This window comes from Komagataeibacter sucrofermentans DSM 15973 (assembly GCF_040581405.1).
Classification (GTDB): Bacteria; Pseudomonadota; Alphaproteobacteria; order Acetobacterales; family Acetobacteraceae; genus Komagataeibacter; species Komagataeibacter sucrofermentans.
Map to the genome: position 1 here is coordinate 702,873 of NZ_CP137157.1, position 19,478 is coordinate 722,350.

The 19,478-nt window shown below is 61.5% G+C and carries 33 protein-coding genes; 32 read left to right on the forward strand and 1 reads right to left on the reverse strand.

The window, feature by feature from the left end; translation table 11 throughout:
• Positions 1 to 51: 51 nt before the first annotated feature.
• The 32 genes from rpsJ to R5N89_RS03425 all read left to right on the forward strand — a co-directional run bounded on the left by rpsJ (position 52) and on the right by R5N89_RS03425 (position 17,855).
• Positions 52 to 360: a 30S ribosomal protein S10 gene (gene rpsJ / locus R5N89_RS03270; RefSeq protein ID WP_007282720.1), complete on the forward strand. Its 309-nt coding sequence runs from the start codon at positions 52 to 54 to the stop codon at positions 358 to 360.
• Positions 361 to 370: 10 nt separating this feature from the next.
• Positions 371 to 1,054, forward strand: coding sequence for a 50S ribosomal protein L3 (gene rplC / locus R5N89_RS03275; RefSeq protein WP_110567217.1), 684 nt, complete (start codon positions 371 to 373; stop codon positions 1,052 to 1,054).
• Between the two features lie 12 nt (positions 1,055 to 1,066).
• Positions 1,067 to 1,681, forward strand: a complete 615-nt coding sequence (gene rplD, locus R5N89_RS03280; protein ID WP_061271391.1) for a 50S ribosomal protein L4 — start codon at positions 1,067 to 1,069, stop codon at positions 1,679 to 1,681.
• Between the two features lie 35 nt (positions 1,682 to 1,716).
• Positions 1,717 to 2,013, forward strand: coding sequence for a 50S ribosomal protein L23 (locus tag R5N89_RS03285; protein WP_172157796.1), 297 nt, complete (start codon positions 1,717 to 1,719; stop codon positions 2,011 to 2,013).
• Between the two features lie 16 nt (positions 2,014 to 2,029).
• Positions 2,030 to 2,860: a 50S ribosomal protein L2 gene (rplB, locus tag R5N89_RS03290; protein WP_061271389.1), complete on the forward strand. Its 831-nt coding sequence runs from the start codon at positions 2,030 to 2,032 to the stop codon at positions 2,858 to 2,860.
• 12 nt (positions 2,861 to 2,872) lie between these two features.
• Positions 2,873 to 3,151: a 30S ribosomal protein S19 gene (gene rpsS / locus R5N89_RS03295; RefSeq protein WP_007399623.1), complete on the forward strand. Its 279-nt coding sequence runs from the start codon at positions 2,873 to 2,875 to the stop codon at positions 3,149 to 3,151.
• A 2-nt stretch (positions 3,152 to 3,153) separates the two neighbouring features.
• Positions 3,154 to 3,555: a 50S ribosomal protein L22 gene (gene rplV, locus R5N89_RS03300; RefSeq protein ID WP_007399624.1), complete on the forward strand. Its 402-nt coding sequence runs from the start codon at positions 3,154 to 3,156 to the stop codon at positions 3,553 to 3,555.
• A gap of 3 nt (positions 3,556 to 3,558) precedes the next feature.
• Entirely contained in the window at positions 3,559 to 4,236 is a 678-nt protein-coding gene (rpsC, locus tag R5N89_RS03305) for a 30S ribosomal protein S3 (RefSeq protein ID WP_061271387.1), read from the forward strand.
• Positions 4,237 to 4,290: 54 nt separating this feature from the next.
• Positions 4,291 to 4,707, forward strand: coding sequence for a 50S ribosomal protein L16 (gene rplP, locus R5N89_RS03310; RefSeq protein WP_007399626.1), 417 nt, complete (start codon positions 4,291 to 4,293; stop codon positions 4,705 to 4,707).
• Between the two features lies 1 nt (position 4,708).
• A complete protein-coding gene (gene rpmC / locus R5N89_RS03315) occupies positions 4,709 to 4,945 on the forward strand; it encodes a 50S ribosomal protein L29 (RefSeq protein ID WP_110567219.1) in 237 nt (78 codons plus the stop codon).
• Between the two features lie 13 nt (positions 4,946 to 4,958).
• Complete coding sequence (gene rpsQ, locus R5N89_RS03320; RefSeq protein WP_061271381.1) at positions 4,959 to 5,240, forward strand: 30S ribosomal protein S17; 282 nt, start codon at positions 4,959 to 4,961, stop codon at positions 5,238 to 5,240.
• 14 nt (positions 5,241 to 5,254) lie between these two features.
• Complete coding sequence (gene rplN / locus R5N89_RS03325; protein WP_061271379.1) at positions 5,255 to 5,623, forward strand: 50S ribosomal protein L14; 369 nt, start codon at positions 5,255 to 5,257, stop codon at positions 5,621 to 5,623.
• Complete coding sequence (gene rplX / locus R5N89_RS03330) at positions 5,623 to 5,943, forward strand: 50S ribosomal protein L24 (RefSeq protein ID WP_010506725.1); 321 nt, start codon at positions 5,623 to 5,625, stop codon at positions 5,941 to 5,943. Before rplN ends, rplX begins: the two co-directional genes overlap by 1 nt.
• A gap of 10 nt (positions 5,944 to 5,953) precedes the next feature.
• Positions 5,954 to 6,523 carry a 50S ribosomal protein L5 gene (rplE, locus tag R5N89_RS03335; protein WP_110567221.1) on the forward strand — a complete coding sequence of 190 codons (570 nt, stop codon included), beginning with the start codon at positions 5,954 to 5,956 and terminating at the stop codon, positions 6,521 to 6,523.
• Between the two features lie 105 nt (positions 6,524 to 6,628).
• Complete coding sequence (gene rpsN / locus R5N89_RS03340) at positions 6,629 to 6,934, forward strand: 30S ribosomal protein S14 (RefSeq protein ID WP_061271375.1); 306 nt, start codon at positions 6,629 to 6,631, stop codon at positions 6,932 to 6,934.
• Positions 6,935 to 6,946: 12 nt separating this feature from the next.
• Positions 6,947 to 7,345: a 30S ribosomal protein S8 gene (gene rpsH / locus R5N89_RS03345; RefSeq protein ID WP_010506719.1), complete on the forward strand. Its 399-nt coding sequence runs from the start codon at positions 6,947 to 6,949 to the stop codon at positions 7,343 to 7,345.
• 10 nt (positions 7,346 to 7,355) lie between these two features.
• Positions 7,356 to 7,889, forward strand: coding sequence for a 50S ribosomal protein L6 (gene rplF, locus R5N89_RS03350; RefSeq protein WP_110567223.1), 534 nt, complete (start codon positions 7,356 to 7,358; stop codon positions 7,887 to 7,889).
• Positions 7,889 to 8,251: a 50S ribosomal protein L18 gene (gene rplR, locus R5N89_RS03355; protein ID WP_078524555.1), complete on the forward strand. Its 363-nt coding sequence runs from the start codon at positions 7,889 to 7,891 to the stop codon at positions 8,249 to 8,251. The genes rplF and rplR overlap by 1 nt, the downstream gene beginning before the upstream one ends.
• A gap of 17 nt (positions 8,252 to 8,268) precedes the next feature.
• The gene (rpsE, locus tag R5N89_RS03360; RefSeq protein WP_014105019.1) at positions 8,269 to 8,847 is read left to right on the forward strand and encodes a 30S ribosomal protein S5; all 579 of its coding nucleotides are present in this window, start codon (positions 8,269 to 8,271) and stop codon (positions 8,845 to 8,847) included.
• A complete protein-coding gene (gene rpmD, locus R5N89_RS03365) occupies positions 8,840 to 9,028 on the forward strand; it encodes a 50S ribosomal protein L30 (protein ID WP_061271369.1) in 189 nt (62 codons plus the stop codon). The genes rpsE and rpmD overlap by 8 nt, the downstream gene beginning before the upstream one ends.
• Position 9,029: 1 nt before the next feature.
• Positions 9,030 to 9,518 (forward strand): 50S ribosomal protein L15, encoded by a 489-nt coding sequence (gene rplO, locus R5N89_RS03370; RefSeq protein ID WP_078524554.1) that lies wholly within the window; start codon positions 9,030 to 9,032, stop codon positions 9,516 to 9,518.
• Positions 9,519 to 9,676: 158 nt separating this feature from the next.
• The gene (gene secY / locus R5N89_RS03375; RefSeq protein ID WP_061271365.1) at positions 9,677 to 11,026 is read left to right on the forward strand and encodes a preprotein translocase subunit SecY; all 1,350 of its coding nucleotides are present in this window, start codon (positions 9,677 to 9,679) and stop codon (positions 11,024 to 11,026) included.
• Positions 11,023 to 11,682 (forward strand): adenylate kinase, encoded by a 660-nt coding sequence (locus R5N89_RS03380; protein ID WP_110567225.1) that lies wholly within the window; start codon positions 11,023 to 11,025, stop codon positions 11,680 to 11,682. Before secY ends, R5N89_RS03380 begins: the two co-directional genes overlap by 4 nt.
• A 234-nt stretch (positions 11,683 to 11,916) precedes the next feature.
• Positions 11,917 to 12,294, forward strand: a complete 378-nt coding sequence (rpsM, locus tag R5N89_RS03385; protein ID WP_061271361.1) for a 30S ribosomal protein S13 — start codon at positions 11,917 to 11,919, stop codon at positions 12,292 to 12,294.
• 77 nt (positions 12,295 to 12,371) lie between these two features.
• Entirely contained in the window at positions 12,372 to 12,764 is a 393-nt protein-coding gene (rpsK, locus tag R5N89_RS03390) for a 30S ribosomal protein S11 (protein WP_003621069.1), read from the forward strand.
• Between the two features lie 122 nt (positions 12,765 to 12,886).
• Positions 12,887 to 13,906, forward strand: a complete 1,020-nt coding sequence (locus R5N89_RS03395) for a DNA-directed RNA polymerase subunit alpha (protein ID WP_007399646.1) — start codon at positions 12,887 to 12,889, stop codon at positions 13,904 to 13,906.
• 33 nt (positions 13,907 to 13,939) lie between these two features.
• Positions 13,940 to 14,365, forward strand: coding sequence for a 50S ribosomal protein L17 (gene rplQ / locus R5N89_RS03400; protein ID WP_061271359.1), 426 nt, complete (start codon positions 13,940 to 13,942; stop codon positions 14,363 to 14,365).
• 266 nt (positions 14,366 to 14,631) lie between these two features.
• Positions 14,632 to 15,675 (forward strand): ABC transporter substrate-binding protein, encoded by a 1,044-nt coding sequence (locus tag R5N89_RS03405; RefSeq protein ID WP_110567226.1) that lies wholly within the window; start codon positions 14,632 to 14,634, stop codon positions 15,673 to 15,675.
• Complete coding sequence (locus R5N89_RS03410; RefSeq protein WP_110567229.1) at positions 15,672 to 16,436, forward strand: ABC transporter permease; 765 nt, start codon at positions 15,672 to 15,674, stop codon at positions 16,434 to 16,436. The genes R5N89_RS03405 and R5N89_RS03410 overlap by 4 nt, the downstream gene beginning before the upstream one ends.
• A 5-nt stretch (positions 16,437 to 16,441) precedes the next feature.
• Positions 16,442 to 17,257, forward strand: coding sequence for an ABC transporter ATP-binding protein (locus R5N89_RS03415; protein ID WP_110567391.1), 816 nt, complete (start codon positions 16,442 to 16,444; stop codon positions 17,255 to 17,257).
• 99 nt (positions 17,258 to 17,356) lie between these two features.
• Positions 17,357 to 17,617 (forward strand): hypothetical protein, encoded by a 261-nt coding sequence (locus R5N89_RS03420; protein WP_078524547.1) that lies wholly within the window; start codon positions 17,357 to 17,359, stop codon positions 17,615 to 17,617.
• Positions 17,618 to 17,678: 61 nt separating this feature from the next.
• Positions 17,679 to 17,855 carry a DUF1328 domain-containing protein gene (locus R5N89_RS03425; RefSeq protein WP_110567231.1) on the forward strand — a complete coding sequence of 59 codons (177 nt, stop codon included), beginning with the start codon at positions 17,679 to 17,681 and terminating at the stop codon, positions 17,853 to 17,855.
• 61 nt (positions 17,856 to 17,916) lie between these two features.
• Here the strand turns inward: R5N89_RS03425 and R5N89_RS03430 are convergent, their stop codons facing one another.
• Positions 17,917 to 19,473 (reverse strand): efflux transporter outer membrane subunit, encoded by a 1,557-nt coding sequence (locus R5N89_RS03430; protein WP_110567233.1) that lies wholly within the window; start codon positions 19,471 to 19,473, stop codon positions 17,917 to 17,919.
• Between the last annotated feature and the right edge of the window lie 5 nt (positions 19,474 to 19,478).

Genomic DNA, 19,478 nt, shown 5'->3' on the forward strand with positions numbered 1-19,478 from the left:
ATTGCGGATCGGGTTCCCCCGAATCAGGTAAAGTTGGACTGAAACAGAAAGATGGACAACCAGAACATCCGCATTCGCCTGAAGGCGTACGATCATCGGGTGCTAGACAACAGCACGAAGGAGATCGTCAATACGGCGAAGCGTACGGGTGCGCGGGTTCGGGGTCCTATCCCGCTGCCGACGCATATTGAACGGTTTACCGTAAACCGCTCCCCCCACGTGGATAAGAAAAGCCGCGAGCAGTTCGAAATTCGGACCCATCGCCGGCTGCTCGACATTGTCGAGCCGACCCCGCAGACCGTGGACGCTCTCATGAAACTCGACCTCGCCGCTGGCGTAGATGTCGAGATTAAACTCTAAGGTCCAGACGATGCGCACCGGATTGATCGCAAAAAAGCTGGGTATGACCCGGCTGTTCAAGGAAGACGGCACACATGTGCCGGTGACTGTCCTGCAGCTTGATGATCTGCAGGTGGTTGATGTCCGCACCACCGAGCGTGATGGCTACGCAGCCGTCCAGCTTGGCGCGGGCAAGGCCAAGGTCAAAAATGTGTCCAAGCCGAACCGTGGCCATTTTGCCAAGGCCAAGGTCGAGCCCAAGAAGAAGCTGGCAGAATTCCGTGTATCGGATGACGCCGTCCTGGAAGTCGGGGCTTCTCTGTCCGCCGCCCATTTCGTGGTGGGGCAGAAGGTGGACGTTACCGGCACCAGCAAGGGTAAGGGTTTTGCCGGCGCGATGAAGCGCTGGAACTTTGCCGGTCTCGAAGCCACCCACGGTGTCTCGATCAGTCACCGTTCGCACGGTTCCACGGGTAACCGTCAGGATCCGGGCAAGGTTTTCAAGAACAAGAAGATGGCCGGCCATCTCGGTTCCGAGCGTATCACTACGCTGAACCTTGAGGTTGCGGCTGTTGACGCCGAAAAGAACCTGATCATGATCCGCGGCTCCGTGCCGGGCGGAAAGAATGAAACGGTTCTCGTTCGTGATGCGATCAAGAAGGCCCGTCATGCCGAGGCGCCGTATCCGGCGGCCCTGGTTGAGGCTGCGGGCTGAGGATAGAGGGCAATGGATTACGAGATCAAAACCCTCGATAACGGAAGCGCAGGTACCGCCAGCCTTCCCGACGAGATTTTCGCCGCAACGCCGCGCACGGATATCCTGGCGCGTGTGGTGCACTGGCAGCTGGCCAAGCGCCGGGCTGGTACGCACAAGGTCAAGGGCATGGGGGAAGTCTCCGGCACGACCAAGAAGCCGTACCGCCAGAAGGGCACGGGTAGCGCCCGCCAGGGTTCGCTGCGCGCGCCGCAGTACCGCACCGGTGGCATCGTTCATGGCCCCGTGGTACGTGACCACGGCTATGACCTGCCCAAGAAGGTGCGTCGCCTTGGCCTGATTTCCGCCCTGTCGCAGAAGGCAGCGGAAGGCAAGCTGGTGGTGCTCGATGCCGCGACTGCCTCGGGCAAGTCGGCTGAGCTGGCCAAGAAGCTGAAGGTCCTGGGCTGGACATCCGCGCTGATCGTGGATGCCGCGGTTGAAGAGAACTTCGGCCGCGCGGCGCGCAACCTGCCGAAGATCGACATTCTTCCGACGGTGGGCGCCAATGTCTACGATATCCTGAACCACGATGTGCTCGCGATCACGCGCGCCGGGGTTGAGGGTCTGAAGGAGCGTCTGGCATGACCAACATCCTGGCAATCCGCAAGAAGGCGGAACGCATGTCTCGGGAAGCGATGTATGACATCATCCGCTCCCCCCTGATCACGGAAAAGGCGACCGCCCTTTCCGAGAAGAACCAGGTTGGCTTCAAGGTTGCGATCAGCGCCACGAAGCCGGAGATCAAGGTTGCGGTCGAGACGCTGTTTGGCGTGAAGGTTCTGGGTGTGAACACGCTCATCCAGAAGGGGAAAGCCAAGCGCTTCAAGGGACGTCCCGGCCAGCGTTCGGATGTTAAGAAAGCGTTTGTTCAGCTTGCAGAAGGTCAGTCCATCGACCTGACCGCGAAGCTGGTCTGACGCGGGGTGACAAGAAATGGCATTGAAGCACTTTAATCCAGTTACCCCCAGCCTGCGCGGAACGGTTCTGATCGACCGCAAGGAGCTGTGGAAAGGCAAGCCCGTCAAGGGCCTGACCGAGGGGAAGAACAAGAGCGGCGGCCGTAACAACCACGGCCGCACCACCTCGCGTTTCATCGGTGGCGGACACAAGCAGTCCTACCGTTATGTTGACTTCAAGCGTCGCAAGTTCGACGTGGTCGGCACGGTGGAGCGCCTGGAATACGATCCCAACCGTACGGCGTTCATCGCGCTCATCAAGTATGCTGATGGCGAGCTGGCCTACATCATCGCGCCGCAGCGCCTGAAGGTGGGTGACGAAGTCATCGCCGGTGCGCGCGCCGATATCAAGCCGGGCAACGCCATGCCCCTGTCTGCCGTTCCGGTGGGCACGATCATCCACAACATCGAGCTCAAGGCCGGTGCTGGTGGCAAGATCGCCCGCTCGGCTGGCACGTATGCACAGCTGGTCGGCAAGGACATGGGCTATGCCCAGATCAAGCTGCAGTCCGGTGAGCTGCGTGTTGTTCGTGCGGAATGCATGGCTACCATTGGTGCCGTGTCCAACCCGGACAACATGAACCAGCACCTGGGCAAGGCCGGCCGCAATCGCTGGCTGGGCCGCCGCCCGCACAACCGTGGTGTTGTCATGAACCCGGTTGACCATCCGCATGGTGGTGGTGAAGGACGCACTTCGGGTGGGCGTCATCCGGTTACGCCATGGGGCAAGCCGACTAAGGGTTACAAGACCAGGGTCAACAAGCGTACGGACAGTCTGATCATCCGTCGCCGGAAGACCGGCAAGTAAGGGGCATTTAAGATGGCACGTTCCGTCTGGAAGGGCCCGTTCGTGGACGGGTATCTGCTGAACAAAGCCGATGCATCGCGCGCGTCGGGCCGTAACGAAGTGATCAAGATCTGGTCGCGTCGATCCACCATCCTGCCGCAGTTCGTCGGACTGACGTTCGGCGTCTATAACGGGCACAAATTCCTGCCCGTGCAGGTTTCCGAGAATATGGTGGGGCACAAGTTCGGTGAGTTCTCACCGACCCGTACCTTCACGGGTCATTCTTCGGACAAGAAAGCGAAGCGGGGCTGAACATGAGCAAGCCTAAGCATCCGCGCACGCTCGCGGAAACCGAGGCGCAGGCGCTGACGCGGAACATCCGCATCAGCCCGCGCAAGCTGAACCTTGTTGCGGGTCTGATCCGCAACAAGCCGGCTGCGCAGGCAATCGCCACCCTCACATTCTCCAAGCGTCGCATTGCCCAGCAGGTCAAGAAGACGCTGGAAAGTGCGATCGCCAACGCCGAGAACAACCATCAGCTGGACGTTGACCAGCTGGTCGTTGCCCGCGCTGAGGTGGGCAAGTCGATCGTGATGCGTCGTTTCCACGCACGTGGTCGTGGCCGTTCGGCCCGCATCGAGAAGTTTTTCAGCCACCTGACCATCGTCGTGGCCGAAAAGAAGCCCGAAGCTGAAACCGAAAAAAAGGCGGCCTGATCCATGGGACATAAAGTTAATCCGATCGGGCTTCGGCTCGGTATTAACCGGACATGGGACAGCCGCTGGTACGCCGATGCGGACTATGCCCGCCTGCTGCATGATGACCTGAAGCTGCGCGCCTACCTGCGTCGCAAGCTGGCAGGTGCGGGTGTATCCCGCGTAGTGATCGAGCGCCCGGCGAAGAAGCCGCGCGTGACCATCTACGCGGCACGCCCGGGCGTGGTGATCGGCAAGAAGGGCCAGGACATTGATGTGCTGCGCAAGGATCTGGCTCGTATGGCCAAGACCGATGTTGCGCTGAACATCGTCGAGATCCGCAAGCCGGAAATCGACGCGACCCTGGTGGCCGAGAATATCGCCCAGCAGCTCGAGCGCCGCGTTGCCTTCCGTCGCGCCATGAAGCGCGCCGTGCAGTCCGCCATGCGCCTTGGTGCGCAGGGGATCCGGATCAACTGCTCGGGCCGTCTGGGCGGCGCGGAAATCGCGCGCGTCGAGTGGTATCGTGAAGGTCGGGTGCCGCTGCATACGCTGCGCGCGGACATCGACTATGGTGTGGCGACCGCCAAGACGACCTATGGCACCTGTGGTGTGAAGGTCTGGATCTTCAAGGGCGAGATTCTTGCCCATGATCCGCTGGCGCAGGACCGTCGCGCCGCCGAACAGGCCCCGCAGCGCTGATCTGCGGGGTCCAATGGACCTAGATGCGCCAGGCGGCGCGTGAGGATTTGAAAAATGCTTTCTCCCAAGCGGACAAAGTACCGCAAGGCCCACAAAGGGCGCATTCATGGGTTGGCCAAGGGCGGCACAACCCTGAATTTCGGGGCTTTTGGCCTGAAGGCTCTCCAGCCTGAACGGATCACGGCCCGCCAGATCGAAGCGGCTCGCCGGGCCATTACCCGTGCCATGAAGCGTGCGGGTCGTGTCTGGATTCGGATTTTCCCTGATCTTCCGGTCTCGACAAAGCCGGCAGAAGTGCGTATGGGGTCCGGCAAGGGGTCGCCCGAATATTGGGTGGCTCGTGTGAAGCCGGGTCGAATCCTGTTCGAGATCGAAGGCGTGCCGCCGGAAGTCGCGCGTGAAGCGCTGGCTCTCGGTGCGGCAAAGCTGCCGATCAAGACCAAATTCGTGACCCGTATCGGAGAGGCGTGAGATGGCAAAGGCAACAAAGCCGGCCGATCTGCGTGCCAAGACTGTTGAAGAACTGGATACGCTTCTCGTCGATCTGAAGCGCGAGCAGTTCAATCTTCGGTTTCAGCATGCGACCGGCCAGACCGAGGGGCAGTCCCGCATGCGCGTGGTTCGTCGTGAGATCGCGCGTGTGAAGACGATTGCGACCGAGGTTGTTAAGAAGAGTTCTGCTGGCCACGCGCCGGCAGCAAAGTCCTGAAGGGAGACGGGCGATGCCAAGGCGCGTCCTGACCGGGCGGGTAACGAGCGACAAGATGGACAAGACCGTTACGGTTCTTGTCGATCGTCGCATTATCCACCCGCTGTATAAGAAGTTCATTCGCCGCTCGAAGAAGTATGCGGCGCATGACGGCTTGAACGAATGCAAGGTGGGCGACACGGTGCGCATTGAAGAATGCAAGCCGATTTCCCGCCGCAAGACCTGGACGGTCGTTGTCCGGAATGGCCAGCCGCTTGCGGCAGCCGCCGGTGCTGCGTCTGGCGCCCAGGCGTAAAGAAGGCATAGACCATGATCCATCCCGAGACCAACCTTGACGTCGCCGACAATTCCGGCGCCCGTCAGGTGCAGTGCATCAAGGTACTGGGCGGTTCCAAGCGGAAGTCTGCCTCGGTCGGCGACGTGATTGTCGTGTCCGTCAAGGAAGCCATTCCCCGTGGCAAGGTCAAGAAGGGCGACGTTCACCAGGCGGTGATCGTGCGCACTTCCTACCCCGTGCGCCGGGCTGATGGCAGCGCCATCCGTTTTGACCGCAACGCGGCCGTGCTGATCAACAAGCAGCAGGAGCCGATCGGTACCCGTATCTTTGGCCCGGTCGTGCGTGAACTGCGTGCCCGCAAGTTCATGAAGATCATCTCGCTGGCACCGGAGGTGCTGTAATGGCTGCTCGTATCAAGAAGGGTGACCAGGTTCTGGTCACCACCGGTGGTTCCAAGGGAACCCGTGGCGAGGTCGTTACGGTCCTGCCCGCAGCCAACAAGGCCGTGGTGCGTGGCGTTGCCATTGCGAAGCGTCATACCCGTCCTTCGCGCATGGGTGAGCAGGGCGGCATTGTCCAGAAGGAAATGCCGGTGCACCTGTCCAACCTGAAGCTGATCGACCCCAAGAGCGGTGATCCGACGAAAGTCGGCTTCCGTGTTCTGGAAGATGGTCGCAAGGTTCGTGTCGCCAAGGCGACCGGCGAAGTAATCGAAGGCTGAGGGGGCGGGAATGTCTGAAGTGAAAGAAGCCCGCGCCCTGCCGCGCATGCAGCAGCGTTATAAAGACGAGCTGCGCGCGAAGCTGCGTGAGGAATTCGGGTACAAGAACGAGATGCAGGTTCCGCGTCTCGAGAAGATTGTCCTGAACATGGGTGTTGGCGAAGCCGCTGGCGACCAGAAGAAGCTCGACGCGGCGGTCAAGGAAATGACCCTTATCGCTGGTCAGAAGCCGGTCAAGACGGTTGCCAAGAAGGCGATCGCCGGTTTCAAGATCCGTGAAGGTCTGCCCATCGGGTGCAAGGTCACGCTGCGCCGTGCCCAGATGTTCGAATTCCTTGATCGTTTCGTGACGATCGCCCTGCCGCGCGTGCGTGATTTCCGCGGGCTGCCGGCGAACAAGGGTTTCGACGGCCGTGGCAACTTCGCGATGGGGCTGAAGGAACAGATTGTCTTCCCGGAAATCGAATACGACAAGGTAGACGAGATCCGCGGCATGGACATCATCTTCGTGACCACTGCGAAGACGGATGCGGAAGCGAAGGCTCTGCTGAAGGCGTTTGATCTGCCCTTCGCTGCATAAAATGTAGCGAAAGGGCTTCCGTCTGAAGTCCAGAAGACCTAATACACACGTTGTTTGGAAAACCGTTGGGACTGGCCCGACAGGTTCCGGAGGGTAAAACAAGGCATGGCCAAAATTTCCGCCGTAAACCGGAATGTCAAGCGCGAGCGCATGGCAGACCGGGACCGGGCTAAGCGGACAGCATTGAAGAACATCATCATGGACCGGTCTCTGCCGGTTGAAGATCGATTCGATGCTTCGCTCAAGCTTGCTGAACTTCCTCGCAATGGCTCGCGCGTGCGCGTGCGCCTGCGCTGCAAGCTCACCGGGCGTCCTCGCGCCAATTACAGAAAGTTTGAACTCTGCCGTATCGCCCTGCGCGACCTGGCCTCTAATGGTCAGATCCCGGGCATGGTCAAGTCAAGCTGGTAAGGGCAGGGAACGATGTCACTTTCTGATCCTTTGGGTGATCTGCTCACCCGGATCCGCAACGCGCAGCGTGCACGGCATGCTGCCTGCGTGGCGCCGGCTTCCAAGCTGCGCGCCAGTGTTCTCGAGGCGCTTCGCCGCGAGGGGTATATCCGTGGTTTCTCGCGTGAGGAACTGCGCAAGGGTGTGGCCCAGCTGCGCATCGAGCTGAAATATCTCGATGGCGAGCCGGTCATCAAAGAAATCCACCGTGTGTCCAAGCCGGGGCGCCGCGTCTATTCCAAGATCAAGGAACTGCCGCGTGTCTATGCCGGGCTGGGTGTGTCGATCCTGTCGACGCCGCGTGGTGTTCTGTCCGATGCGGAGGCCCGCGCTGCCAATGTTGGCGGTGAAGTCCTCTGCCGTGTGTTCTGAGGAGGGATAAATGTCGCGAGTGGGCAAATATCCCGTCGAAGTTCCGTCGGGCGTTCAGGTTTCCGTTGCTGATGGCGTGCTGACCACGAAGGGCAAGCTCGGCGAGCTCAAGCTGCCCCTGTCCGGTCACATCGCCGTTGATGTCGCGGATGGCAAGGTTGCGGTAAAGCCGGTTGGCACCGAGGCCCAGGCCCGCATGATGTGGGGGACCACGCGTTCCCTGATCGCGAGCATGGTCAAGGGTGTGTCGGAAGGGTTTTCCAAGACTCTGGAAATCTCCGGGACCGGTTACCGCGCTGCGGTGCAGGGCAAGAACCTGGTCATGAACCTCGGTTATTCGCATGACATCGTCTATGCGATCCCCGAAGGCATCAAGATCACCACCCCGCGGCCGACGGCCGTGACTGTCGAGGGAATCGACAAGCAGCGGGTTGGTCAGGTTGCGCTTGATATCCGTAGCTTCCGCAAGCCTGAGCCCTATAAGGGCAAGGGTGTCCGTTATGAAACGGAAACCATCCGTCGCAAGGAAGGCAAGAAGAAATAATGAGCACGCAGAAGGATCTGCGGGAGCGGCGGCGCCAGCGCCTCCGTTTCCAGCTTCGCCTCAAGAGTGGTGGCCGTCCGCGTCTGTCGGTGTTCCGTTCGGGCAAGAATATCTACGCGCAGGTGATCGACGATGCCGCTGGCCGCACGCTGGCCGCAGCTTCGACGCTCGACAAAGACCTGCGTTCCACCCTCAAGGGCGGAACGGACGTGAAGGCAGCCGGTGCAGTCGGCAAGCTTCTTGCCGAACGTGCGGTGGCTGCTGGTGTGTCGAAGGTCGTTTTCGACCGCGGCTCGTATCTGTATCATGGGCGTATTAAGGCCCTGGCGGAGGCTGCCCGTGAGGGCGGTCTCTCGTTCTGACGAAAGGGTCACGCATAATGGCACGTGAACCGAGAGAAGGCGGCCGGGGTGGTCGCGATCGTGACCGCGAAGGCGACGATCTGGTCGACAAGCTGGTCACGATCAATCGTGTTGCCAAGGTTGTAAAGGGCGGTCGCCGCTTTGCATTTGCGGCACTGGTTGTTGTTGGTGACCAGAAGGGTCGCGTAGGGTTCGGCGCGGGCAAGGCCCGTGAGGTTCCCGAGGCGATCCGCAAGGCAACCGACCGCGCCAAGCGGACGATGATCCGCGTTCCGATGAAGGAAGGCCGTACGCTGCATCACGATGTGGCCGGTCACTTCGGGGCGGGCAAGGTTGTCCTGCGTTCCGCTGATGCGGGCACGGGCATCATTGCCGGTGGTCCGATGCGCGCCGTGTTCGAGAGCTTGGGCATCAATGACGTGGTGGCCAAGTCGCTCGGCACCCGCAACCCGCACAACATGGTCAAGGCGACGTTCGCCGCGCTGGAGCGTTGCGCCAGCCCGCGTTCGGTTGCCAACCGCCGTGGCAAGAAGGTTTCGGACATTCTGGGGCGCCGCGAGGCTGCGGTAGCGACGGAGGCTGCGGCCGATGTCTGATACCAAGGCAACCATTCGCGTTACCCAGGTGCATTCTGGCAATGGCCAGAAGCCGGGCCAGCAGGCTACGCTGGTGGGCCTGGGCCTGAACAAGATCGGTCGTACCCGCGAACTGGAGGATACTCCTTCGGTTCGTGGCATGATCCGCAAGGTGTCCCACCTGATCAAGGTGGAGGATTGAGATGAACCTGAACGAACTTCGTGACAACGAGGGCGCACGCTATCGCAAGAAGCGCCTTGGTCGCGGCATCGGCTCTGGCAAGGGCAAGACGTCGGGCAAGGGTGTGAAGGGTCAGAAGGCACGCTCCGGTGTGTCGCTGAACGGTTTTGAAGGCGGTCAGCTGCCCATCTACCGTCGTCTGCCCAAGCGCGGCTTCAAGAACATCTTCCGCAAGGATTACGCGGTGGTGAACCTGGGCGTGCTCGACAAGGCGATTGCTGCTGGCAAGATCGATGCCAAGGCCGTGGTGACGGAAGAGATTCTGGCCACTGCCGGTCTGGCCGGGTCGGGCCGCTTCGATGGCATCCGCCTGCTTGCCGATGGCGCGCTGAACCATGCCGTGACCATTGAAGTGTCCGGTGCTTCGGCCGGTGCCATTGCCGCAGTTGAAAAGGCTGGCGGCAAGGTGCAGGTCAAGGTCCAGAAGCAGCAGGCTCCTGCCGCCGAATGACCGGCTGGGGGCACAGGCACGTTCTGTACCCGAAGCATGATAAAAGCGATGCTGCTTGCACTCGGCGGGCGCATCGCTTTATTACTTTCTGCGGTTTTTTTTATCATGACAGCGTCCCGTTTTCGGCGGTGGCGCTGTTCTTGTGAAAGGATGGGCGCATGGCCTCCGCGGCCGAACAGTTGGCTGCCAATCTGAATTTCAGTTCCTTCGCCAATGCAACGGAACTGAAGAAGCGTATCTGGTTTACCCTCGGTGCGCTGATTGTCTACCGGATTGGCACCTATATCCCCGTCCCTGGCGTCGATGCGACGGTGATGGGGCAGCTTCTGGCCCGGCATCAGGGCGGTATCCTGGGTATGTTCGATATGTTCACGGGTGGTGCGCTGGGGCGCATGACCGTGTTCGCACTCAACATCATGCCCTATATCAGTGCCTCGATCATCGTGCAGCTCATGTCAGCGGCCATTCCCTCCCTTGAAGCCCTGAAGAAGGAAGGCGAGGGCGGGCGGCGCAAGCTCAATGAATATACCCGTTACCTGACGGTGGTCATTGCGCTGTTCCAGGCCTACGGCATCGCCATCGGGCTGGAGAACATGCACACGGAGGCGGGCTCGGCCGTTGTCTCGCCGGGGCTGTTCTTCATCGTCTCGTGCGTGCTGACGCTGGTGGGTGGCACCATGTTCCTGATGTGGCTTGGTGAGCAGATAACGTCGCGGGGGGTTGGTAACGGCATCTCGCTGATCATCTTCGCGGGTATCGTGGCAAACCTGCCCAATGCGCTCGCAAGCCTGTTCCAGCTTGGCTATACCGGGGCGCTTTCGCCGTTCTTCGTGCTGGTCTTCCTGGTGCTGGCCGCGGTGACCATTGCGTTTATCGTGTTCATGGAACTGGCACAGCGGCGTGTGGTGATCCAGTACCCCAAGCGGCAGGTCGGCCAGCGCATGTTTGGCGGTGACTCGACGCATATGCCGCTGAAGGTGAACACCGCAGGCTCGATTCCGCCGATCTTCGCGTCATCGGTGCTGCTGATTCCCGTGACCATTGCGGGATTCGTCAATAACAGCTCGATGCCTGGCTGGCTGTCCTTTCTGGGGCAATCGCTGGGGCAGGGGCAGCCGCTCTACATGCTGTTCTATGCGGCGATGATCGTGTTCTTCTCGTATTTCTATGCGGCGGTGACATTCAACCCACAGGAAACGGCCGAGAACCTGCGCAAGCAGGGTGGGTTCGTGCCGGGGATCCGGCCTGGCGCCAATACGGCGGCGTTCTTTGACCGCATCCTGACGCGTATCACGACGATTGGCGCACTCTATCTTGTCGCTGTCTGCCTGTTGCCGCAGATCCTGATCAGCCATTACAACGTGCCGTTCTATTTTGGTGGTACGAGTCTGATCATTATCGTGACCGTGACGATCGATACGGTGACACAGGTGCAGTCGCATCTGGTGGCGCACCAGTATCAGGGCCTCATGCGTCGCGGACGGGGCCGAAAGGGCAAAATGCGGTGAATATTATTTTTCTCGGGCCGCCGGGTGCTGGAAAAGGCACCCAGTCAAAGCGGCTGGAAGAACGCTACGGAATCGCCCAGATTTCAACCGGCGATATGCTGCGGGCTGAAGTCGCGACCGGCAGCCCTCTGGGGCAGAAGGTCAAGGCGGTCATGGCGAACGGGCAGCTTGTGTCCGATGACCTGATCATTGCCATGATTGAAAACCGCATCCGCCAGCCGGACTGCGCCAGGGGGTTCATCCTTGATGGATTCCCGCGCACGCGGGCACAGGCGGAAGCGCTTGACGCCATGCTGGCCCGTAGCGGGCAGCACATCGATGCCGTGCTGCTGCTCGATGTGGACGAGGATGCCCTGGCCGACCGGATCGCGGGCCGTTACACCTGCGCCAAGTGCGGCGCGGGCTATAACGACGTGTCCAAGCGGCCGAAGGTGGAAGGCACATGCGATGTGTGTGGTGGCCACGAGTTCATTCGCCGCGAAGATGACCGGCGGGACACCGTGGCTGCGCGCCTGAAGACCTATCGGGAACTCACGGCGCCGATCCTGCCTTATTACGAGGCGGAAGGCCGTCTGTACCGTGTGGATGGCATGGCGGATATCGATGATGTGACAAAGCAGGTCTTTGGTGTTATCGATCGTATCACTAAAAAGTGATGCAAAATAATTGACTCAATGGGGGGCAGCAGTATATTGCGCGCCCTCAAGGTATGAGCGTCGTGTGAGTCGTCCATGAGGGGCGGCTCGTAGGGCCAGAATGTATGATGATGGGGTTGGCCGGTCCGTAAGCCGGTATGTTCACGATGCTCCCGCCAGACAGGGCGGGTGGTGTGACGCAGCCCTGCCTGATAGTTAGTGCCCTGAATCAGGGGCGGACGAGGAGTAAGTGGCGTGGCACGTATTGCCGGCGTGAACATCCCTAGCAACAAGCGGGTCACAATTGGCCTTCGTTATATCTATGGTATCGGGGCCACCAAGGCCCAGGCGATCTGCGACAAGCTGGAAATCCCGGCTGAGCGGCGCGTCAACGAACTGTCTGACGACGAGATCGGCAAGATCCGTGAACTGATCGACAGCGATTACCGCGTTGAAGGTGACCTTCGCCGTGAAGTGGCGATGAACATCAAGCGCCTGATGGACCTCGGCTGCTACCGTGGCCTGCGCCACCGTCGTGGCCTGCCTGTCCATGGTCAGCGGACTCATACCAACGCCCGTACCCGCAAGGGTAAGGCCGTGGCTATTGCGGGCAAGAAGAAGGCGACCCGCTAATCAGCGGATTGCCTGGTATGAGTGCATGGAGCCTGCGGGTTCCGTGCACCGTTTGAACTGACAGGATCGAGAAAATTATGGCGAAAGCTGCGGCTCCGCGTATTCGTAAGAAAGAGCGGAAAAACATCATCTCCGGTGTGGCGCATGTGCTGTCCACCTTCAACAACACCATGATCACCATCTCGGATGCGCAGGGCAATGCGATTGCCTGGTCTTCCGCTGGTGCCCAGGGTTTCAAGGGCTCGCGCAAGTCCACGCCGTATGCGGCGCAGGTTGCTGCTGAAGATGCAGGCCGCAAGGCCCGCGAGCACGGCATGGAAACGCTGGAGATCGAGGTTTCCGGTCCGGGTTCGGGGCGTGAGAGCGCCCTGCGCGCGCTGCAGGCTGTCGGCTTCTCGATCACGGCCATCCGTGACATGACGCCGGTGCCGCACAATGGCTGCCGTCCTCGCAAGCGCCGTCGCGTCTGATACGCCGTCTGCCTTAAGTCGTATTTCCCCCGCATGCGGGGGAAGATTGTCATTCCGGTATCCTGCCACAGGGTACCATCTGCCACTCTCGGGTGGCAGATCAGTCTTGAAAGGCCATTACCTTGGTCCTCCAGAAAAACTGGCAATCCCTGATCAAGCCGGAAAAGCTGGAAGTCGAACCGGGGGCGGAACCTTCACGCATTGCTACCGTCGTAGCCGAGCCGCTGGAACGCGGCTTTGGCATGACGCTGGGCAACGCGATCCGTCGGGTTCTGCTGTCGTCCCTGCAGGGGGCTGCGGTTACGGCAATCCAGATTGACGGCGTGCTGCATGAATTCTCGTCGGTGGCGGGTGTTCGTGAAGACGTGACCGACATCGTCCTGAACATCAAGCAGCTCGCGCTGCGGATGCATGGCGAAGGCCCCAAGCGCATGGTGCTGACGGCCACGGGCCCAGGCGAAGTGCGTGCCGGCCAGATCCAGACCGGGCATGACATTGAAGTCATGAACCCCGATCTCGTGATCTGCACCCTTGATGAAGGGGTGAAGTTCGGGATGGAGTTTACCGTGAACATGGGCAAGGGCTATGTTCCGGCAGCGGCCAACCGCCCGGAAGATGCGCCGATTGGCCTGATCCCGGTTGACGCCATCTACTCCCCGGTCCGTCGCGTGTCGTACAAGGTGGAGCAGACCCGCGTGGGTCAGGTCACCGATTATGACCGCCTGCTGCTGACGGTGGAAACCAACGGCGCGGTGACACCGGAAGATGCCGTGGCCCTGGCCGCGCGTATCCTTCAGGATCAGCTCCAGCTGTTCATCAACTTCGATGAGCCGCGCACGGTGCGTACGGAAGAGCCGCAGGATGACCTGCCGTTCAACCGCAACCTGCTGCGCAAGGTTGACGAGCTGGAACTGTCGGTCCGTAGCGCCAACTGCCTGAAGAACGACAACATCGTCTATATCGGTGATCTGGTTCAGAAGACCGAGCAGGAGATGCTGCGTACCCCGAACTTCGGCCGCAAGTCGCTCAACGAGATCAAGGAAGTCCTGACCGCCATGGGGCTTTCACTGGGTATGAATGTCCCGGCATGGCCGCCGGAAAATATCGAAGATCTGGCCAAGAGGCTCGACGAGCCGTTCTGATCCTCCGAACCGGATAAAACAGGAAATTACATCATGCGTCACGGTGTTGCCGGCCGTAAGCTCGGCGTTACCTCGTCCCATCGACAGGCCATGTTTCGCAACATGGCTGTCGCCCTGATCAAGCACGAACAGATCACCACCACGCTGCCCAAGGCGAAGGAACTTCGCCCGGTTGTGGAAAAGCTGATCACCCTTGGCAAGCGCGGCGATCTGCATGCCCGCCGCCAGGCTTTCGCCCAGCTGCGTGACGACAAGATCGTGTCCAAGCTGTTTGCTGCCGTGGCTGACCGCTACAAGGCGCGTTCGGGTGGCTACACCCGCGTGCTGCGTGCGGGCATGCGCCATGGCGATGCGGCCGACATGGCCGTAATCGAACTGGTTGACCGCGATGTGTCAGCCAAGGGCCAGGACAGCGGTCCGCGCCCCGAGGCCGCCACGGAAGAAAACCTGGCAGCCTGAGGAACCTCGTTCCTTCAAGAAAACCCGGCTTTATGCCGGGTTTTTTTGTGTCTTGGGCTTAATTAAGCGTTTTCATCGTTATATAGATATACAGGCAGGATTGCGTATATTATTGATTAATACACTTAGGGTCTGTTTAAAAAGCCTCGAAGTGCGTGGTCCGTTTTGAAAACAGGCGGCACGCGACATTTTTTACCAATCGGGTGTTTTAAAAAAAATCGCTTACCAGCAGGGTTTCGCCTGCGCGGCAGGATAGGGCGTAAAACATGGCAGCAAAGGTTTGGGGGCATTTGTTACGGTGCGGGCTTTACGCCATGGCCAGCGTGATGATGCTGTGCGGCACGGTGCAGGCGGCCTCCGTGCGGGTGGGCTATATTCCCGTAATCGGCTCGGCGCCGTTGTTTGTCATGCAGGGCACGAACTGGGGGCATGAGGTGGGGGTGGACCTGCAGCTTGTGCGCTTTCAGTCAGGGCCACAGGCCATACAGGCGCTGATATCGGGCAAGATCGATGCCTATGTGGCGGGCGTGCTGCCGCTGTTGCAGGCCCGCGCGCATGGGGCGGATGTCAAGGTCGTGGCCAGTGCGGCGACGGAGGAACTCGAAGTCGTTGCGCGCGGGGATCTGGCCACGGGCCTGCCCGAGCCGCCAGCAACGCTAACACCTGATGCGCTGCGCCAGCGCCTGGCTGATTTTACCGCCAAGGCTGGCCACAAGCCCAAGATTGCCGCCCAGCCCCTGGGCTCCGTGCCCGATACGCTGCTGCGCTACTGGCTGAAGGCGGGCAACGGGCTCGACCCGGCGCAGGTTGCCGATATTGTGGGCATTGATATCGATGCCGCCCAGCAGGCTTTTCTGGCTGGCGCGGTCGATGGCGCCATCCTGCGTGAACCGGCGCTGACCATCATCCGCCATCGCCTGCCTGCAACACGGGTGCTGGCCTCGGGTCATGACCTCATGCCCGGCCAGCCGGGATCGGTGCTGGCTATCGTCAATGAAAATGCGCCTGACCGGGCCGCGTGGAAGAATGCGTTTGTCAGCGCCTTCGTCAAGGCCACGCAGCTTCTGGCCACCGACCCCGAGCAGGCGGCACCTTACGTGCAGCAGGCGCTCGGCGGCGGCATGCTGCCCAAGGCGATTATCGTCGAGGCGCTGAAGGCCTCGGCAGGCGGCTATGTGTCCGATCCCGGTCGGATCATGGAGGCCGTGGGCAAATTGCAGGATTTCGAGGTTGAAAGCGGCCTGCTGCGCAAGGCGGAGCCGGTAGCTGACCTGTTCGATCTTGAAACCTATCGGCAGGTCCGGCCATGAGTCAGGCGCGCGCCCGCCTGCTGCGCCCCGCTCTCGGGCTGGCTGGGCTGGTCGTGCTGTTTGGCGTATGGGAAGGGGCGGTGCGCGGGGGGTGGATACAGTCCGGTTTCCTGCCTGCCCCCTCCAGCCTTGGCCCGGCATGGCTCGATGAGGTGCGCAGCGGGGCGTGGGTGCAGGCCATTCGCGACAGCCTGACCCATTACCTGACCGGCCTTGTGGCAGGCTCGGTCACGGGCGCGCTGGTGGGGCTGCTGTGTGGGGCGTTGCCGGTGCTTGATGGGCTGCTATCGGGCATCGTGCGCGTGCTGCGCCCCATTCCGGGTCTGGCGTGGGTGCCTTTTGCCATTCTGTGGTTCGGGCTGGACACGGCAGGGGCGACATTCATCATCGCCATCTCGGTATTCTGGATCAATTTCTACGCGGCCTACGGCGCGGTGCGCGCGATCGATCCGGACCTGTATGAAGTCGCCGCCGCATTCGGCCATGGCGGCTTCTGGGCGCGGCTGCGCACGGTGGTGCTGCCTGCCGCAAGCCCCGGCGTGCTTGATGGGCTGCGCACGGGCATCGGTCAGGCCTGGATGTCGGTCGTGGCGGCGGAACTGTTTGGCGTGCCGGGCATTGGCGCCCGGATGATGCAGGCTTCAAGCCTGCTCGCGACCGATCTGGTTGTGGTCTACATGCTCACCATGGCGCTGCTTTATGCCGTGACCGACATGCTGTTCATGCTGGTGCGGCGCAGGCTGCTGGGCTGGCAGGGATGAATACGATGGCAAGACGCGAGACAGACTCCGCCACTACTGCGGACGTCGTGGTGCGGCTGGAGAATATCGGCCTGTCGCACGACCACGGGCGTAGTTTCATCCTGCGCCATGTCGATCTTGAAATCAGGGCAGGCGAATTCGTGGCGCTGCTTGGCCCGTCGGGCGTGGGCAAGTCCACGCTGCTGCGTGTCATCATGGGGCTTGTGCCGCCCAGCGAGGGGCAGGTGACGCTGCAATCGCGCCCTGCGCAGGCGCATCGGCCCGCCGCCATGGTGTTTCAGGATGCCAAGCTCATGCCGTGGCGCAGCGTGCGGCGCAATGTTGAACTCGGGCTTGAGGGGCTGGGGCTGAACCGGGCCGAGCGGCAGGCCCGCGCCATGGCAGCCCTTGAACTGGTGGGGCTGGCCGACAGGGCGGCGCGGTGGCCACGCCAGCTTTCGGGCGGGCAGCGCCAGCGCGTGGGGGTTGCGCGCGCGCTGACGGTCGAACCCGACCTGCTGCTGATGGATGAACCCTTTGGCGCGCTCGATGCCATTACGCGGGCCAGCCTGCAGCGTGAACTGCTCGACATCCATGCCCGCAGGCAGGGCACGGTGCTGTTCGTGACCCATGACCTTGACGAGGCCCTGCTGCTGGCTGACCGGATCATCATCCTGCAGGGGCACCCGGCAGGCGTGAAGGGTGACTTCATGGTGGGGCCGCGCCCGCGCGCGCAGGAAAGTGCTGGCATGCGCGCCATGGCCGGGCGGATGAAGCGGCTCATCGCCGGTGAAGCCGACCCCGGCGCGGATGCCGCCTATTGGCAGGCATCGGAGATATGATAAGTCTCGGCACTCACCCTGCCTGGCGCAGGTAGGCATGAAGGCATGGGGGCAGGGCGGTCGGGTCTGCGCCCCTGGCAAGCATAGGGAAGACAGAACATGACAAATCCCCCCAATCTTGAAGCGCATCTCGAGGAAGGCATTGGCCGCCTTCAGGATGGGCTGGATGGTTTTGTCGGTGATTCCGGCATGCCGCTGTCAGCCCGCATGCAGGGTGCTGGAGGCGCAGCACAGCAGGGCATGGGCGAGATCTGCGACAGCCTGCGTGACGTGACCGCCGACCGCCCGCTCGTGGCGCTGCTCGGTGCATCCTTTCTGGGCTTTATCGTGACCGCGTTCCTGCGCCGCAGGCGTGGCTGAGGCAACATATGCGTTGCTGCTGCGTTGAACGGTGCATGACTGATTTGCAAGGAAATAAGCCATGCTGAAACTGGCACTGTTTTTTCTTATTGTCTCACTCGTGGCCGGTGTGTTCGGGTTCAGTGGCATTTCCGCGGCTTCGGCCGGCGTGGCGAAGATTATCTTCTTTGTCATGATCGTGCTGTTCGTGATCACGCTGCTGATCGCGCTGCTCACGGCCAGCGCCCTATTCAGGTAGCCACCGTCCCTTATTAACGAAAAACCCCCTGTCGCCATGGGCGCAGGGGGTTTTTTCATGCCTATTTGTTAGTGTCCTTCTGGATGAAGGAGGGCAGGAGCGGGTTGTCTTTCTGCAGCGAGTGCTTGCTGGGCAGGCGGGAGGTATCCCACCCGCCGCCAAGCGCCTGCACCAGGCTCACGCTATCGACCATGCGCTGCTGCTGGATGCCAAGCAGCGTCTCGGCATCGCTCAGGGCCGCATTCTCGTTGGTGATGACGGTGGTGTAGATCGCGGTTCCGGCCTGGTACTGGTTGAGCGAGACCTCGACCGTGCGGTTGGCCAGGTCGAGCGCCTTCTGCTGCTGGCTGCCCTGCTCGGCCAGGATGCGCAGGTTCGAGAGCTGATCTTCCGTGTTCTGCAGGGCCGTCAGCACGGTCTGGCGGTAGGTGGCCACCGCGCTGTCATACTGGGCGTTGGCCTCATGCACGGCGGCCGTGCGCGAGCCGCCTTCAAACAGCACTTCGGTGGCCGAGGCGCCAAGCGACCAGACCCGGTTCATGGCCTGCATCAGCGAGGTCACGGGGTCGCCGCCACTTTGTGAATAGCTGGCATTGATGGTGATGTCGGGGAAGAAGGCCGCCATGTCCGCGCCGATCATGGCGTTGTACTGCTCCATCGTGCGCTCGGCGGCGGCAATGTCGGGGCGGCGTTGCAGCAGGTCGGCCGGCACGCTGACCGGAATGGGCGGCACGGTGCGCGACAGTGCGGCCGGGGCGATCGTGACATCGGCGGGCGGCTTGCCCACCAGGACGGCAATGGCGTGCTCATACTGCGCGCGGTTGATGCCCGCCTGCACCAGCGAGGCCCGGTTCTGCTCCAGCGTGGTGCGGGCCTGCAGCACGGCGGTCGGGTCCGCCGTGCCCGCCTCGAACTGGTTCTGGGTGATCTGGAGCGCCTGTTCATTGAAGTGGACATAGCGTTGCAGAAGATCGGTTAGGCTGTCCTGATAGCGCAGGTTGAAATAGGCCGTGGCCAGCTGCGCCTGATAGGACAGCGTGGCGTTGGCAAGGTCGGCGGCACTCGCCTGCGCCGCCGTTACCTGCTCCTGCACCTGCCGGCGGATCTTGCCCCAGATGTCGAGATCCCAGCTGGCGCTGGGGCCGATGTTATAGGTGTTATAGGTCGAGCCCTCCTTGGCGTAATTGCTGCCGCTCGAGGAAAGCGACCCCGCCCCATGCCCCGCGCGGTTGAAGCCAAGGCTACCGCTGATGGTGGGAAAAAGCTGGGCCCGCACGCTGTCGATCATGGCGCGCGCGTTACGGTAATTGGCCTCGTACTGCTTCACGTTCTGGTTGGAGATCGCAACCTGCGCCTCCAGCGCGTTCAGCACGGGGTCGTTATAGATTGTCCACCAGTCATGCTTGGGCAGTTCCGCAAGCTTGGGGTTGGCGGTTTCCCAACCGGGTTCGGGCCGCAATTCCTTGAAGTGGGCCGAGACAATGGCGGCGGGGCGATGGTATTTCGGCCCGATCATGCACCCGCCCAGCGCCGCGAACGGCACGAGGGCCAGGGCAAGGCGCAGGCGGCGGCCCGGTACATGGCTGGCGCGGATGGGGGATGGCGAGGGACGTGTCATCCGGT